Below are 15,136 nucleotides of genomic sequence, written 5' to 3'. Positions count from 1 at the left end.
TAACGTGTCTAAGTATTGCAGTACTTAGTCTTAAACGTTAGGTTTATCTTATTTTGTAACTATTTACTAGTTACTTTTTAAGAATTAACACTACGAGGGTAGCGAACAAAAGGGAGACTCCATCAAGAGTCTCCCTTTGCTAGTTATAAATAGGCAAATATATATTAATAGATTTTTATTGCAAAGAATATATGTTCGATTTATAATAAACGTAAGATAGTCGAACGAGGTTGGGGCGCCCTTTTTCTTTGAAGGGGGTGAAGCCTATGAGTGCCTACGAAATCATTATGATTGTCCTTGGGATTTTAACTGTAGTTATTTCCTTTGGAGCATTGATAGTGCTGATTTGTCGTAATAACGACAAATAGCCCTTCGTTACCAACTGGTAGCTGAAAACGAAAGGCCATTTCTGCATGTTTTATAATGTTTTGGGATGAGCCTGACGGAACCACTCGTCGACTATCTCTTTATTACATTATAATGAGATTGGCGTATATCGTCAATTGGGATATGTTGTCTAATGCAGTTATAGCATTATTGAGGTGGGCATCGGAACCTCTCTCTTTTTATTGCAGCTCATTCTTTAATTCATGATATTCCGTTCTTCAAAGACTGCTTTCACCGTAAACAGTGCATTCAGTACGCGTGGAAATCCTGCATAAGGGATGCAGTGGGTGCAGACCTCTACGATTTGCTCGGGCGCAATACCGACGTTGAGAGCTGCGTTGGTATGTACTTTCAGCTGAGCCTCGCAACCGCCCAGCGTTAACAGGGACGCGAGCGTAATCAGTTCCCGTTCCTTGAAATTCAGGTTGGGGCGCGTGTAGATGTCGCCGAACAGCTCGACCAATAAATCGGCTATGGCTGGTGAAATCTCTTGAATTGTGTTATACACCTCCTCGCCGTGCAGCCCGTCAATCTGTTTCAATGTGTTCATACCGATGTTAAAACGTGTTTCTTTCATAATTATTACCTCCGTCTAGACGTATGATATATGCTCGAGTATACTTGAGGTCAAGGTGGTGAAAGTATGAAAATCGGTGAATTTTCAAAATTGGTAGGGCTGTCCATTTCTACATTGCGATATTACGAGGATCAGGGGTTCCTTCACATTGAGCGACAGAATGGCATTCGCAATTATCATGCAGAAGATGTGGGCTTTGTGCAGTTTATTAAACGCTTGAAAGACATGGGAATGCCGCTTGCGAATATCAAGCGATATGCGGATTTAAGGTATGCCGGATTTCATACGGTCCATGAAAGAATGATATTACTACAAGACCATTACCGGTTTATTGATGCCGAAATCAAACGATTGGAAGGGTATAAGAATAATCTAGAAGATAAGTTGAAGTTGTATGAAACTTTAATAAAGAAAAATGAGATTGAGTAGTTTTTTATTTTAGATATTCAATAGCCATTGTATCAATATGGAGGCAATGGTCATCATATCAATATAGAACTCGATTTCTAAGGTATGGTATAATACTTTCATTATGTAGTAAAAAAAGGAGATCTAAATGGCAAATTTACCTAACTGCCCTAAATGTGGCGACGAATATACATATGAAGATGGTCATATGTTTATCTGTCCTATGTGTGGACATGAATGGACAGCAGCTGATGCACAAGCTGCAGCCGAAGCAGGTATCATTCGCGATGCTAACGGCAACGAACTAGCTGATGGCGATACCGTTGTTGTTGTAAAAGACCTCAAAGTAAAAGGCGCTGGTGTATTGAAACAAGGTACGCGTGTTAAGAACCTTCGCATCATTGCTGATGCGAGCGATGGACACGATATCGATTGCAAAATCGATGGTTTTGGCGCGATGGCGTTAAAATCAGAAATGGTTAAGAAAATCTAATCATGGAATCCCTACCGATAGAACGTCGGTAGGGATTTTTTCGTGCTATAATCAAGGTGTAATGTGTTACGTAAATTTGTATAATTTTGAGGAGCAATTATGATATCTCAGGAGGAATTAAAGGCGTGTACGTATAATTTATTAAAGGAGCGAGGCGTTACCGTTCAGGACATTGCGGATATTGTGATGATGATTCAACAACCATATATTCCTGATTTGACAATGGACGAGTGCGTAGAGAGTGTACAGGCTGTACTTGAAAAACGAGAAACACAAAATGCCATCATTACGGGCATAGAATTGGATAGATTGGCGGAGCAGAAAAAACTATCTGAGCCTCTACAAAGTATTATGACTCGAGATGAGGCTTTGTTTGGCATTGATGAAATTCTCGCGTTATCCATTGTGAATTTATACGGATCCATTGGATTTACGAACTATGGCTATGTTGATAAGGTAAAACCTGGTATTATTAAAAATCTTGATAGCAAGGTTGATAGTCACTGCAATACATTTCTTGATGATTTAGTTGGTGCCGTGGCGGCCGCTGCAGCGGGACGCATTGCGCATAACACGCCGAATCGGGTGCACCATGTCGTTGTGGAGGGATAGAATATGAACGTTTTAGTCGTAATTGATATGCAACATGATTTTGTGGATGGTTCTCTTGGATCTCCACAGGCGCAAGCCATTGTGGACAATGTGCGTCAAAAAATTGCATCCTTTGATGGACCTGTTATTTTTACACGGGATACTCACGATACTAATTATCTTGAAAGCCAAGAAGGTCAGCATTTACCGGTTGTGCATTGTGTGAAAGACACGATTGGTTGGCAAATTATGGAGAGCCTCATTACGGCCGTAGAAAAACGCAATACCATCCATCCGTACTTTATCATTGATAAACCTAATTTTGGATCCTGTGAATTGGTTACGCGCTTACAAGGAATGAATGCAGCAGAGCCTATTGAAAGCATAATTTTGGTTGGTGTTTGTACAGATGTGTGCGTTGTATCGAATGCCATATTGTTGAAAGCGGCTTTGCCAGAGGTGCCAATTCATGTGGATCCTAATTGCTGTGCAGGCGTTACTGATGAAAGCCATGAAGCAGCATTATTAACTATGCGTCAATGTCAGATTGAAGTAACTAATGATTTGTAATAGATGCATAGATTGAAATATTAGTTAAATAGTGATATGCTATACACAATTACATAGCAGAGTATGCAAGGGAGCCTATGAGATAGGCTGAGAAAGGGCTGTTAGCACCTGACCTTTGACCTGATCGGGATCATGCCCGCGTAGGAAGCACGCAAAGACCATTCAAGGGTATCGATCATATTTTATCGATACCCTTTTTCTTGTGTACAAAGCTAAATGGTTTTATTCAATAGGAGGACATATTATGTTTTACACTCAATTGGAAGCCGCACAAAAAGGCTTTGTTACGGATGCGATGAAAATTGTAGCAGAAAAGGAAGGAATGGATGTAGAGAAATTGCGGGCGCTAGTTGCTCTAGGACAAGTTGTTATTCCTTGTAATAAAAATCATACTTGTATCGATCCAGAAGGCATCGGTAAAGCATTGCGCACAAAAATTAATGTGAATCTTGGCACATCCAGAGACGTTACCGATTATGATAGTGAAATAGAAAAGGTAAATTGGGCGATTCAACTTGGTGCTGAATCGATTATGGATTTATCTACTCATGGTGATACTCGAATTTTTAGACGAAAATTAACTAGCGAATGTAAAGCCATGATTGGTACGGTACCAGTATATGACAGCGTTATTCATCATCAACGGGATTTGGCAGAGCTTACTGCTGAGGATTTCTTAGATACTATCCGTCTCCATGCAGCGGATGGTGTTGATTTTGTAACCTTACATTGTGGCATTACGCGTCAAACTATTGAGCAAATTAAAAAGCATAAACGTAGATTAAACATAGTTAGCCGTGGTGGCAGCCTTATCTTTGCATGGATGAGCATGACTGGTAAGGAGAATCCATTCTATGAACACTTTGATGATATTTTAGACATTTGCCGTGACTATGATGTAACGATTTCTTTGGGTGATGCTTGTCGACCAGGCTGTTTAGCGGATGCTACGGATGTATGTCAAATTGAGGAATTGGTACGGCTTGGTGAATTGACTAAACGCGCCCGAGCTAAAGGTGTGCAAGTGATTATTGAAGGTCCAGGTCATGTACCGCTCAATCAAATTCAAGCAAGTATGGAAATCGAGGAAACCTTATGTGGCGGAGCTCCGTTCTATGTGTTGGGTCCATTAGTAACAGATATTGCACCTGGTTATGATCATATTACAGCTGCCATTGGCGGTGCCGTGGCGGGCATGCATGGCGCATCCTTTCTTTGTTATGTAACGCCAGCAGAGCATTTGGCATTGCCTAATGCAGACGATGTGAAAGAAGGTATTATGGCTTTCAAAATTGCAGCTCATGCAGCAGATATAGCACGTGGTATTCCAGGTGCTCGTGATAAGGATGATGCAATGGCTGATGCTAGACGCATACTAGATTGGGAGGCGCAATATGCTTGTGCGCTTGATCCTGAAAAAGCTCGCAATATTCGTGAAAGCCGAGCTCCAGAGGATGGCCATAGTGAAACTTGTAGCATGTGTGGTAAATTCTGTGCTGTTCGTAGCATGAATAAGGCTTTAAATAGCGAGTATATTGATATTCTATAATACCGATGCAGGTGCATCGAATCGCTTTCACAAGAACCATACCATGTTCTGGGATATCATGACGAAACCTGATACGTCTAAGTTGCAAGGCCCTTTGAAGGATGCTATCGACGCTGACCTTGGTGGCTATGATGCCTTTGTTGAAAGCTTTTCCAATGCGGCGGCAACACGTTTTGGTTCCGGTTGGGCTTGGCTTGTTGTCAACAAGGACGGCAAATTAGAAGTGACATCTACGGCTAACCAAGATAACCCTCTCTTGGAAGGTAAAACAGCTATTCTTTGCCTTGACGTGTGGGAACATGCATACTACTTGCACTACCAAAATCGTCGCCCAGACTATATCAAGGAATTCTTCCGTGTTATCAACTGGGATAAGGTAGCTGAAAACTACAAAAAAGCATTGCAACCACATCATCAATAAGATGATTGTTAACGGATAGATGATGAATCTATGTCCAATTAATGGATTGATTTGTCATCTATTCGTTATTTTTTTTGAATAACTTTCAAAAGTATAGCCATGGATACAGATTTTCTAATCGATATCGTTTATCATAGAGGTATAAGATATACAAACGACATAGTTACTATTAGATAGATATTAATAATACGAGGTACTGTAGATGGAAAAGAAATTAGATTTATCCAAATCCGTTTATGATTTGGTACAAGAATATCCAGAGGTTATAGATATTATGAAAGGATTGGGCTTCACTGAAATTACGAACAAGGTGATGCTCCACTCCGTTGGCAAAATTATGACAATCCCTAAAGGGGCCAAGATGAAGGGCATCTCTATGATGGATATCGTAGGGGCCTTTATGAAAGCTGGCTTTACCTTGGAAGGTAACATGCCTAACCTACACGGTGATGATGCAGCATCTGCTAACGATGCTCCTGTTGAGAAGACTGCTATTCAAGCAGAGGAACCTAAGGTAAGCGAAAGTGCAGAAACTAACGTAGAGGATCCTGTTACAGATAGCGAACGTGTAGAACAATTGAAAGGCTTCTTGAAACGCTTGGGCACAGGCGAAGAGCTTGGTTCTGTTCGCAAAGATTTTGCCAGCCAATTTAAGCATGTTGAAGCCAGTGAAATTATGAAGGCTGAACAAGGACTTATGCGCGAAGGTACACCTCTAGAAGAGGTGCAACAATTATGTGACCTTCACTCTGCCTTATTCCACGGCTCTACCATTCATGAACAAATGGAAGCAGAACATGCGAAGGTAGAGGCTGCCTTAGAGGCACAAGATAAGAAACAAACGGTAACAACGCTTGTAGAAACGATAGGCCATCCGCTTAACCAATTGACGGAAGAAAACAAGGCTCTTAATGATTTGATTGAAGAGCTTCGTCCTAAGGTGGCAGATAAAACAGCAACCGTTGATGATGTAAATAGAGTGCGTCAACTATCTGTTCACTACGCTAAAAAAGGCGATTTGTTATATCCAAAATTAAAGGTGGATTATGCTATCGGCGGCCCATCCATGGTTATGTGGACCGTTGACGGCGACATTCGAGATCAATTAGGCGATTTAGCGAAATCTAGCCAAAGCGTAGATGATTGGTATAGACGTTTTGATGAGCTTCTCACACGAGCTCAAGAGATGATTTATAAAGAACAAAATATCTTGTTCCCAATCTGTGCGGAAAACTTTTCGACTCAAGACTGGTACCAAATCTATAAGGATACTGCACAATATGAGGAAATCTTTGGTGTAAAACGCCTTGCTTGGCCAGAGGCTGAGCATGCCTTAGCTGAAAGCCCAGCACCAGCTGGTACAGCAGATAATACAATTGCCCTCATTGGTGGTACTTTCACCCTTGACCAATTGGACGCGATGCTCAACACCATGCCGATGGAGGTAACCTTTGTTGACCACGAAGACATTAACCGTTATTTTAATGACGGCGAAAAGGTCTTTAAACGCCCTACGACGGCAATCGGTCGCGATGTGTTCTCCTGCCATCCACCAAAGGTAGAACCAATTGTGCGCGGTATCATCGACTCCTTCCGTAAAGGAGACCGCGACAATGTGGCTGTATGGCTTGAAAAACAAGGCCGTCCATTTTATGTAAACTACATGGCGGTTCGCGATAAAAATAAGAAATACCTTGGTACATTGGAACTCGTACAAGACATGCAATTTGCTAAGGATCATTTCGCAAGATCTAAATAAGAAAACCAATATGACGAAACTATGACAAAGAGGCTACTCTAGAACTGATGCTAGAGTAGCCTCTTTATATGTATGACTGGTATGGACTAAGGCCGTATGTGATTGATGATGCTGTGTGTAGCAGTCTTGATATTATCTAGGCTCGTGGCTAAGTTAAGCCGCACAAAGGTGGCGTAGCTCTCACCACCAAACCATTCGCCAAAGCTAGGGGCGATACGGCATTGATTTTCGAATAGGTCGTGCATATCTTCGGCCCTTACATAGGCGCCAAAATCAATCCACGCTAAATAGGTGCCGTCCATAGGGCTGATGCGGAGTTTCGGTAGGACAGAGAGCAGATCGTTACATAGGTATTCGTAGTTCTCGTGAATGACAGCGCGTACATCGGCTAGCCAAGCCTCCGCCTCTGGATGGGTATAGGTGGCGGTGATGGCTGTTTCTGCGATAACATCGGCATCCGTGTGGTACACTTGCGCCTTATAGGTGTTATATTGATGTCGTAACGCCTCGTTTGGAATTATCACTTCTGCCTGGTGTAGGCTGGCCATGTTAAATGATTTTGACACAGAGGACATGGTTATCATATGGTCTGCATAATGACCGTGGGATACGGATAGTGCGGACGTAAACGGTGTGGAACCGGTAATAAGGTCTTGATGGATTTCGTCGCTTATGATGAGCACATTGTGACGCTTACAGATATTAAATAATTGGGCCATTTCCTCTTCGGTCCAGACGTGGCCCACGGGGTTATGCGGATTGCAGTGGATGAAAACCTTCACATCATTTCGACTAATGGCGGACTCGAATGTATCATAATCAACAGTGTATCCATTGGTCGTCGTGCGATGTAGCGGCACCGCAACGATGCGCCTATTTGCATCATTGGCACGGGCATCAAAGGCTCCGTACACGGGTGTAAGAACCTCAATGGCATCGTTTGGTTTGGTGAAAGCCCCAATACACCACATGATACCGGTAATGACATTGGGCGCACTGGTGAGCCAGTCTTGTTCAATAGTGCAGTTGTGACGGTGTTTGTACCAATGTATGACCGCCTCTATATACTTCGGGTTTGTCATGGTGTAACCTAGAGGGTTGGACTTTACATAGTTGGAAATTGCCTCTTGTATGCACGGTGGCGTCATAAAGTCCATATCTGCCACCCACATTGGTAGTAGGTCGGTGCGACTAAATTTTAAATATTCGCCGTCCCATTTGCGGGAATAAGAACCGCGACGGTCTATATAGTATGTTTCAGTAAATTCTGTAGTGTTCATAGGAATACCTCATGTATTTTATCTTATGTATGTATTATAGCAATAAATGTATATAAAATAAGCATATTGTATCCGACATCCTTGACGGAGCTCGCTTTCACAATTTAAAATGTACTATAGAATAGTGTGTGTCTCACCAGTGACCACACTCGTATCGAATGGTTACAAATGATAAATTCTTGGCCGTATATAGTGGGCGATGTTCACATGTGAGTTTGTCTCATCGAACTGTGCCGCTATATGGGAAGGCTAATATAAGTATAGTACTGGATCCTGTTAAGGAGGCATGTGCCATGAGTAATGAATTGAAACCCCTTCACTTTGATGCGGATTATACGATGGAGGAGGCACTCGCTGAGGCGAAACGTTGTCTAAATTGTCCAAAACCTTTGTGCCGCATGGGATGTCCTATTGAAAATGAAATTCCTCGTTTTATCCAAGCAATCGCACACGGTAACTTTGGTTTAGCCAACGATATTTTGGCGGAACGCACAAACTTGCCAGCCATCTGTGGTCGCGTGTGCCCTCGTGAAAATCAATGCGAAGGTAATTGCATCATGAATAAGGCTAAGAAACCGCCTATTAACATCGGTAAATTGGAACGTTTTGCTGCCGATTTTGAAAGTATCAATGAATTGCGCAAACCGAAGAAAATTAAACAAGATCTCGGTAAAGTAGCCGTTGTTGGTTCCGGTCCTGCAGGCTTGTCCGTTGCAGGTGACGTAGCGAAACTCGGCTATGATGTCACTGTATTTGAAGGCCAATCCGAACCGGGTGGCGTATTGTTATTCGGTATCCCTGAATTCCGCTTATCCAAATCCGTTGTACGCCGTGAAATCGCCCGCCTTGAAGGCTTAGGCGTTAAATTCGTATGTAATACATTCATCGGCCAAGACAAATCCTTGGATGAATTGTTTGCAGAAGGTTTTGATACCATCTTCATCGGTACAGGTACACATATTCCACAAGAAGTACGCATGGAAAATGATGAAGTACATGGCGTATTCCAAGCGATGTACTTATTAACAAATGTACAATTGGTAGATAATGGCGAGCTTGAAGAAAAAGCGATTCCGGTGAAAAAAGGTGACCGCGTTGTCATCATCGGCGGTGGTAACGTAGCGATGGATGCGGCTCGTACATGCGTACGTTTAGGCTGTGAATCTGTAACCGTAGCATATCGTCGTAGCCAAGAACAAATGCCTGCTTTGTTATCCGAATACGAAGAAGCACGCGCTGAAGGTGTTCAATTCCAATGGTTCGCTTCTCCAGTAGGCGTAGAAGGTACAGATAAGGTAGAAGGCTTTAAATACGAAGTGATGGCTCTTAACGACGATGGTGCTGGTATCCACGGCACAGGCAAATACCAAGTTATGCCTGTTGATAAAATCATCATCGCTGCTGGTCATAAACCCAATGCACGTCTTGTTGGGGAAGGTAACAACCTTCGCGTAGACGAAAAAGGATACATCATTACATCCGAAGAACCATATGGCATGACGAGCCGTGAAGGCGTATTCGCCGGCGGTGACGTAGTGCATAAACCAGCGACTGTAGTACTTGCTATGCGCGAAGCTAAAAAAGCTGTTGATGGCATGGTTAAATACATGGAAATCAAACGTGCTATGGCCATTGCAGAAGAGCATAAATAAGAATTTTATGTACAAGAATATACATGTATGTGTATTTAAGCATAATTTTATAACATAATATGAATAAAAATCCCTTGCGATATGAATATACCGCAAGGGATTTTCTATTATATGTCATCATAAATCAAGTTAGTATGGCCCCTCTTAGTTGGTTGTCGTATTGTGGAGGCAAAGAGTTGCTATTAAGGGATAGTATAGAAAGTGAGGTTTCTATGACGTATGATATCGTATGTAGTGAAACACAGTCAGAAAAGGCTATCCAACACTTAGGCGTTCTCATTCTCTTATGGCGCCGCCACTATCACATAACTCAACAAGAGTTAGCCAAACGGACCGGATTGTTACAGTCCTATATTAGTGGACTGGAAAAGGGGAATATAGACCCTCGTATATCTACACTGTGTAGGATAGTCAATGGCTTTGATAATATGACTTTAGATACATTTTTTGGAGGCCCTGACTTAGGCTTTATCGACTTTCATGGCATAGAACATCGACATATAGAATTTCATTAAAACCCTAAATCCTCATTGATAATAATAATCTCCATAGTTTGCATGTTACGCATTTTTTTGTAGTAAATGGTTAAGGCATTGCAAATTCTGTCCGGTGAACCACAGTCGTAGCATTTTTCTTCTAATTTGGCACAAGGGTTGAGAGAGCTTTTCTTATTCTTTTTGCTGTTGAGTGGTGCCGCTACATTGCGTGCTCGATAGATGGCAGAGGCTAAGTCCGGTGTAATTTTATTGCGACCTAGCACAAAGAATACCTCTTGCGATCCGAATAGAGAGGCCGCTACACGGTTGCCAGTGCCATCGATATTGACCATTTCACCTGTTTGCGCCAAGGCGTTTACAGAGGTGAGAAATACATCGCGGCCCATGGTGCGTAATGCGGTGTCGCGGAAGCTTTCACCAGGAAGAGGACGCTGAATATCCGTGATGTCATCGTTGAACTCGGATAAGGCATCATGAACCTTGAGCTCTAATAAGGTGCGAGAATCACCGATGGCTACTTGTTTATGTTGAATACGAGACTGTAAATAGGCCACCGCATCAGCGCCTGTTTCAAAATAATGGACTACAAATTTATTGCGCTCTAAGGCTTTGATGGTTTTCTCTATATCGATGGGAGCATCGTTGATTTGAGGATTGATAACTGCGTTGATTGTTGTTTCTATATTGGCCATGAGTCCTCCTTAAAGGGGATATAAAGTTATAATTTGGTGTTCTATTTCTATTATTGTATCGTTTTACATGTCTATAATTCAACGATTAGAATGAGGATTCTGCAGCATAATCTAATAGATGTTGGAATAGAATCCTAATTAGTCATAAAATTTTGTAAAAGATGGAATGAAATCCAAATTAATTGTAAAAAGACAGGGAGTTTGGAATGAATTCCAACTTTCACAATTATTAATATTATAGGATAAAAATTAGAATAATAGGCTCAGAAATAAATTTTACTTTTACCTGTAGGTTGAATTTGCTATAATAATAGTATTGATATGGCATAAGCCAATGTTAAGGAGGCAAAAATCGTGGATTTAATTCAAAAATTAAAAGACCAAGTAAAACCATTAGGTAAAAAAATCGTGTTGCCAGAATACAAAGATGAACGCGTATTGAAAGCAACTGAAATCATTTTGAAAGAAGGTTTCGTAACACCTGTACTCGTTGGTAACCCTGCAGAAATCGCAGAAGCTGCTAAAGCTGTTGGCGTATCCGTAGAAGGTGCTGAAATCATCGATCCAGCTAACTACGATCGTTACCAAGAAATGGTTGATACATTCGTAGAATTGCGCGCTAAAAAAGGTATGACTCCTGAAAAAGCTGACGCAACTATGAAAGGTGACTGCTTATTCTTCGGCGCTATGCTCGTTCGTCTTGGCGCAGTAGATGGTATGGTTGCTGGCTCCGGTTGCCCAACTGCAAACGTATTGCGCGCTGCATTACAAGTTGTTGGTACAAAACCAGGTCTTAAAACTGTATCTTCTTCCATGTTTATGTTCACAAGCAAAAAAGAATATGGTGACGACGGTATGCTCGTATTCTCCGACTGCGGCGTATTGCCTAACCCAACTAGCGAACAATTAGCTGATATCGCAGAATCCACTGTAGAAAAAGCTCGCAAAGTTGTTGGTATGGCTGACCCTCGCGTATCCATGTTGTCCTTCTCCACAAAAGGTTCCGCTTCCACTCCAGAAGTAGACAAAGTGGTTGAAGCAGTTAACATCTTGAAAGAACGCAACGTTGACTTCAAATTCGACGGCGAATTACAATTGGACGCTTCCATCGTTCCTTCCGTAGCAGAAAAGAAAGCTCCTGGCTCCGATGTAGCTGGTAAAGCTAACATCTTGATTTTCCCTGATCTTCAAGCTGCTAACATTGGTTACAAATTGGTACAACGCTTCTCCGGCGCCGACGCTCTTGGCCCATTGATTCAAGGTTTGGCTAAACCAGTTCATGACCTTTCCCGTGGCTGCTCCGCTCAAGACGTTGTAGACGTTGCTGCTATCGCTGCTGTTGAAAGCATCTAATAGCTGCATAATTTCATATATAAACATATGTCGTATATGTTTTGATATGCTGAAAGCTGGCTCTATGAGCCAGCTTTTTTGTATTTCAATTATGGTTAGTATATAATGAAATTAACAATGTATTTTGTGTATAGTCATCATCATACTTGTGAAAGTATAGAAGGAGAGAACCATGATTTCTGTATTCGACACAAACCCAGTTACATTTGAAGGCCAAGATCGTACTTTAACAATTAGTTACAATGGCGTGCTCTGTAAAGATGCAAATGGACAGGTTATAACCGATATTGATTTTGAAGATGTAAATGAGCTATATCTTACAAGATATTTGAATTCAAACAGTAATTATACGATTACGTTCAGAGACCATAATTGGAAAAACATAGAAGGTCAAGATTTAGATACGGACCGTAAAGAATCTAATGCTGGTCATAATATTCGCGAAACAAAAGCAATCATTGCAGCATTTGCCAGAAATAAATTGACAGCGGACTTCCCTGCAAATTTAGATACCCTTCAATTGCCACTAGATTACTCCTATATGGGAAAACGAGAAATTACCATTAAAAATGGTGTTATCTCAAATGGTAAGGTAGATATCCCTATTAATGAAATCCGTCGCGTAGTATGTGCCTCTAATGGTACGATTAGTAAACTTTTGGTGTATAAGGAAGAAAAACCTAGCTCCTTCTTCAAAAAGATTTTCGATTCTTGTGATATGAAAATCACCTTGAACGCTATTACATTGCCATTATTAGAAGCCATCGTAACACGCAATACAGGTCATGGTATCGACTTCTCCCGTGGTAACGGCTTTGATCAAAAAGATTCCAACTATATTATTATTCGCTACCTTGACTCTGGATTCTTCCTTGAAAAAGACGGTACAGCACCTACAGAATGGCAAAAGACTGCAGCTGAAACAACGGCTAAATTTAATTACGATGTAAATCAACTTATTTAGGTATAAACTTAAAATATAAACAAGAGCCTCTATGGATTCCTTACTGGTGAAGGCATGTCCATAGAGGCTATTTTATAACTTTAAATCTACTGCAGAGAGAGTTGCGCTAGTTTTGCACTGCTGTGAAGCGTTGACGACCAAACTTGTGATTGTTAATTTCATCTACTAGGATTTGTGCAAATGTAGCATAGGAAAGATAAGGTTTACCTTCTTTGTTTACGATAACATTTTCATTACCTAATATATAATCATCAGATTCTGGACCTTCTGCATCTAAGATTGGTGGTGGGGTAAACATTGTCCAGTCTACATTGCTGAATTTACGCAAGATATCGTCAGATTTAGCATGAGTTTTGGAACGAACTAGGAATTCTGGAGGAAACTCTGGTGTATCATTTAGTTGAACTGTGTGATCTTCGTCTACATAGAGGCTACCTGCACCACCTATAGCGATGAGGCGTGTATTTGTGTTCGCTAATGCTTTTACAATTAATAATGTCAAATCTGCTGGTAAATGATACATATCTGGTGTGAAAGCACTAGTAGCATTTACGACTACATCAAATTGAGTTAGTTCTTGTTTTGTTAATTGTAACGCATCTTTTACGATGGTTGGAATTCCTTCAATCGCACCTTCACGGCGCACAACGCCTGTTACCTGATGACCTGCTTTGAGGGATTTTTCTACAATGCGACGACCGGCCTTGCCATTTGCACCGATTACTAAAATGTTCATGTTGTTTCTCCTTTTTATGTAAAGTGCCAAACAATTAATTCTAAGCTTGGTGGCCTATGGCCTAGGCAAAGTTGTTTAGAACTAATCATTTGCGACTACTCTAACATATGATTAGTGAATATATGTTCATCTGATGACATCATTATATAGAGGTGCCATTATTTTGAACAGTAGGATTATTCAGGATAGGTACTATCAAAAGTGATAGAATTGTGATATTTACTGGACTAAAAATTTTCAAAAAAATTTGTACCCTAAAAAAAGATACCATAAAATGCTTGCAATTCTAAAAAATTGTGATAAGATTTGAACTACATTAGATACAAATATTTCTAATGCTAAAATAGAATGTAGTATAGCTATATAGAGTAGCTTACTATAGATGTTAATTTTGTTATAACAAGCTACTTAAGCTAGATATATAAGGAGAAAGACAATGGCAGAGCAACTTGTAAATGTTCATGATTTAGTGGGCCGCTGTCCGTATGCAACGAGCCAAAAGTTATTAGCAGGCAAATGGTCTTTATTGATCATGCACGAATTATCTGAAGGTCCTGTGCGATTCCGTGAGTTAGAGCGCCGATTGCATCCAATTACCCAAGCCACACTCACCAGAGCATTGCGCCAAATGGAAGATGATGGTTTAGTTCATCGCGAAGTATACGGTACTATTCCACCAAAGGTAGAGTATAGCCTGACCGAAGTAGGTGCGGGATTTAAAACCGTTTTAGCATCCCTCGAACAATGGGGGAACCAATACATTGACTATATGAAAGCCGCTGGCCGCATCTAAGAAATACCAGCGGCATTTCTTATCCCTGTTTTACCCAAATCAATTTGTATTCTTTATTATACCTAAATATTTCTAATATACTGAGAGGAGGTAAAGAGTGCCTTGCCAAAACGACCTCTCTCTTAAGATCAATTTGTATTCTTTATTATACCTAAATATTTCTAACATACTGAGAGTAGGAAGGCCCTGTTTTCAAAAAACGACTTCTCCCCCAAAATCGATTTGTATTCTTTATTATACCTAAATATTTCTAATATACTGAGAGGAGGTAAAGAGTGCCCTGCCAAAACGACTTCGGGCTCCGCGAAGCGCAGTAGCGTGTCGGCTTTGGCAGGGTACTCTTTACCATATCCTCAACCACGTATATAGAAAAATATGGTATAATAAAGAATACGAATGATATAAATTCTCAGT

At 41.0% G+C, this 15,136-nt stretch carries 15 protein-coding genes, 1 pseudogene and 1 riboswitch; of the genes and pseudogenes, 12 read left to right on the top strand and 4 right to left on the bottom strand.

What is annotated here, in order from left to right; translation table 11 throughout:
* Positions 1 to 583 precede the first annotated feature (583 nt).
* Positions 584 to 964 (bottom strand): carboxymuconolactone decarboxylase family protein, encoded by a 381-nt coding sequence (locus RYP29_RS06820; protein ID WP_275249493.1) that lies wholly within the window; start codon positions 962 to 964, stop codon positions 584 to 586.
* Positions 965 to 1,030: 66 nt separating this feature from the next.
* Between RYP29_RS06820 and RYP29_RS06815 the strand changes: the two genes are divergently transcribed.
* The 7 genes and pseudogenes from RYP29_RS06815 (at position 1,031) to RYP29_RS06785 (ending at position 6,755) form a co-directional block, all read left to right on the top strand.
* Positions 1,031 to 1,393, top strand: coding sequence for a MerR family transcriptional regulator (locus RYP29_RS06815; RefSeq protein ID WP_311532710.1), 363 nt, complete (start codon positions 1,031 to 1,033; stop codon positions 1,391 to 1,393).
* A 127-nt stretch (positions 1,394 to 1,520) separates the two neighbouring features.
* Positions 1,521 to 1,865, top strand: a complete 345-nt coding sequence (locus RYP29_RS06810) for a zinc ribbon domain-containing protein YjdM (protein WP_311532711.1) — start codon at positions 1,521 to 1,523, stop codon at positions 1,863 to 1,865.
* A gap of 99 nt (positions 1,866 to 1,964) precedes the next feature.
* On the top strand, positions 1,965 to 2,477 hold the full coding sequence (locus RYP29_RS06805) for a phosphatidylglycerophosphatase A (protein WP_311532712.1): 513 nt from the start codon (positions 1,965 to 1,967) through the stop codon (positions 2,475 to 2,477).
* A 3-nt stretch (positions 2,478 to 2,480) separates the two neighbouring features.
* A complete protein-coding gene (locus RYP29_RS06800; RefSeq protein ID WP_311532713.1) occupies positions 2,481 to 3,026 on the top strand; it encodes a cysteine hydrolase in 546 nt (181 codons plus the stop codon).
* 57 nt (positions 3,027 to 3,083) lie between these two features.
* Positions 3,084 to 3,190: riboswitch (TPP riboswitch) on the top strand.
* An 80-nt stretch (positions 3,191 to 3,270) separates the two neighbouring features.
* Positions 3,271 to 4,575: a phosphomethylpyrimidine synthase ThiC gene (gene thiC, locus RYP29_RS06795; protein WP_311532714.1), complete on the top strand. Its 1,305-nt coding sequence runs from the start codon at positions 3,271 to 3,273 to the stop codon at positions 4,573 to 4,575.
* Positions 4,576 to 4,603: 28 nt separating this feature from the next.
* Positions 4,604 to 4,996: pseudogene (locus RYP29_RS06790) on the top strand (superoxide dismutase); the annotation flags it as partial.
* Positions 4,997 to 5,198: 202 nt separating this feature from the next.
* On the top strand, positions 5,199 to 6,755 hold the full coding sequence (locus RYP29_RS06785) for a DUF438 domain-containing protein (RefSeq protein ID WP_311532715.1): 1,557 nt from the start codon (positions 5,199 to 5,201) through the stop codon (positions 6,753 to 6,755).
* An 86-nt stretch (positions 6,756 to 6,841) separates the two neighbouring features.
* Here RYP29_RS06785 and RYP29_RS06780 read toward each other — a convergent pair whose 3' ends face one another.
* Positions 6,842 to 8,035, bottom strand: coding sequence for an aminotransferase class I/II-fold pyridoxal phosphate-dependent enzyme (locus RYP29_RS06780; protein ID WP_311532716.1), 1,194 nt, complete (start codon positions 8,033 to 8,035; stop codon positions 6,842 to 6,844).
* 293 nt (positions 8,036 to 8,328) lie between these two features.
* Here RYP29_RS06780 and RYP29_RS06775 point away from each other — a divergent pair, with 293 nt between their 5' ends.
* Both RYP29_RS06775 and RYP29_RS06770 read left to right on the top strand, forming a co-directional pair.
* Complete coding sequence (locus tag RYP29_RS06775; protein ID WP_311532717.1) at positions 8,329 to 9,687, top strand: NAD(P)-dependent oxidoreductase; 1,359 nt, start codon at positions 8,329 to 8,331, stop codon at positions 9,685 to 9,687.
* 212 nt (positions 9,688 to 9,899) lie between these two features.
* A complete protein-coding gene (locus RYP29_RS06770) occupies positions 9,900 to 10,202 on the top strand; it encodes a helix-turn-helix transcriptional regulator (protein ID WP_311532718.1) in 303 nt (100 codons plus the stop codon).
* Here RYP29_RS06770 and RYP29_RS06765 read toward each other — a convergent pair.
* Positions 10,199 to 10,876, bottom strand: coding sequence for a lactate utilization protein (locus RYP29_RS06765; RefSeq protein ID WP_311532719.1), 678 nt, complete (start codon positions 10,874 to 10,876; stop codon positions 10,199 to 10,201). The two genes, RYP29_RS06770 and RYP29_RS06765, sit on opposite strands and share 4 nt — an antisense overlap.
* A 354-nt stretch (positions 10,877 to 11,230) precedes the next feature.
* Between RYP29_RS06765 and pta the strand changes: the two genes are divergently transcribed.
* Both pta and RYP29_RS06755 read left to right on the top strand, forming a co-directional pair.
* The gene (pta, locus tag RYP29_RS06760) at positions 11,231 to 12,229 is read left to right on the top strand and encodes a phosphate acetyltransferase (RefSeq protein WP_311532720.1); all 999 of its coding nucleotides are present in this window, start codon (positions 11,231 to 11,233) and stop codon (positions 12,227 to 12,229) included.
* A gap of 172 nt (positions 12,230 to 12,401) precedes the next feature.
* Positions 12,402 to 13,193, top strand: coding sequence for a hypothetical protein (locus RYP29_RS06755; RefSeq protein ID WP_311532721.1), 792 nt, complete (start codon positions 12,402 to 12,404; stop codon positions 13,191 to 13,193).
* A 106-nt stretch (positions 13,194 to 13,299) separates the two neighbouring features.
* On the opposite strand, the gene RYP29_RS06750 is transcribed toward RYP29_RS06755, so the two are convergent.
* Entirely contained in the window at positions 13,300 to 13,929 is a 630-nt protein-coding gene (locus tag RYP29_RS06750; protein WP_311532722.1) for an NAD(P)H-binding protein, read from the bottom strand.
* 436 nt (positions 13,930 to 14,365) lie between these two features.
* Between RYP29_RS06750 and RYP29_RS06745 the strand changes: the two genes are divergently transcribed.
* Positions 14,366 to 14,722 (top strand): helix-turn-helix domain-containing protein, encoded by a 357-nt coding sequence (locus tag RYP29_RS06745; protein WP_311532723.1) that lies wholly within the window; start codon positions 14,366 to 14,368, stop codon positions 14,720 to 14,722.
* Positions 14,723 to 15,136: the final 414 nt, after the last annotated feature.

The organism is uncultured Veillonella sp. (assembly GCF_963534045.1).
GTDB lineage: Bacteria > Bacillota > Negativicutes > Veillonellales > Veillonellaceae > Veillonella.
The sequence above is the reverse complement of the archived record's forward strand: the minus strand, read 5'-3'. Positions and strand labels throughout refer to the sequence as shown.

Bases quoted from the DNA above. Each gene is read 5' to 3' on its own strand.
- RYP29_RS06800 (WP_311532713.1), top strand. From the start codon at position 2,481: ATGAACGTTTTAGTCGTAATTGATATGCAACATGATTTTGTGGATGGT.
- thiC (WP_311532714.1), top strand. From the start codon at position 3,271: ATGTTTTACACTCAATTGGAAGCCGCACAAAAAGGCTTTGTTACGGAT.
- RYP29_RS06755 (WP_311532721.1), top strand. From the start codon at position 12,402: ATGATTTCTGTATTCGACACAAACCCAGTTACATTTGAAGGCCAAGAT.
- RYP29_RS06750 (WP_311532722.1), bottom strand. From the start codon at position 13,929: ATGAACATTTTAGTAATCGGTGCAAATGGCAAGGCCGGTCGTCGCATT.
- RYP29_RS06810 (WP_311532711.1), top strand. From the start codon at position 1,521: ATGGCAAATTTACCTAACTGCCCTAAATGTGGCGACGAATATACATAT.
- RYP29_RS06780 (WP_311532716.1), bottom strand. From the start codon at position 8,035: ATGAACACTACAGAATTTACTGAAACATACTATATAGACCGTCGCGGT.
- RYP29_RS06745 (WP_311532723.1), top strand. From the start codon at position 14,366: ATGGCAGAGCAACTTGTAAATGTTCATGATTTAGTGGGCCGCTGTCCG.
- RYP29_RS06770 (WP_311532718.1), top strand. From the start codon at position 9,900: ATGACGTATGATATCGTATGTAGTGAAACACAGTCAGAAAAGGCTATC.
- RYP29_RS06765 (WP_311532719.1), bottom strand. From the start codon at position 10,876: ATGGCCAATATAGAAACAACAATCAACGCAGTTATCAATCCTCAAATC.
- RYP29_RS06775 (WP_311532717.1), top strand. From the start codon at position 8,329: ATGAGTAATGAATTGAAACCCCTTCACTTTGATGCGGATTATACGATG.
- RYP29_RS06815 (WP_311532710.1), top strand. From the start codon at position 1,031: ATGAAAATCGGTGAATTTTCAAAATTGGTAGGGCTGTCCATTTCTACA.
- RYP29_RS06785 (WP_311532715.1), top strand. From the start codon at position 5,199: ATGGAAAAGAAATTAGATTTATCCAAATCCGTTTATGATTTGGTACAA.
- RYP29_RS06805 (WP_311532712.1), top strand. From the start codon at position 1,965: ATGATATCTCAGGAGGAATTAAAGGCGTGTACGTATAATTTATTAAAG.
- RYP29_RS06820 (WP_275249493.1), bottom strand. From the start codon at position 964: ATGAAAGAAACACGTTTTAACATCGGTATGAACACATTGAAACAGATT.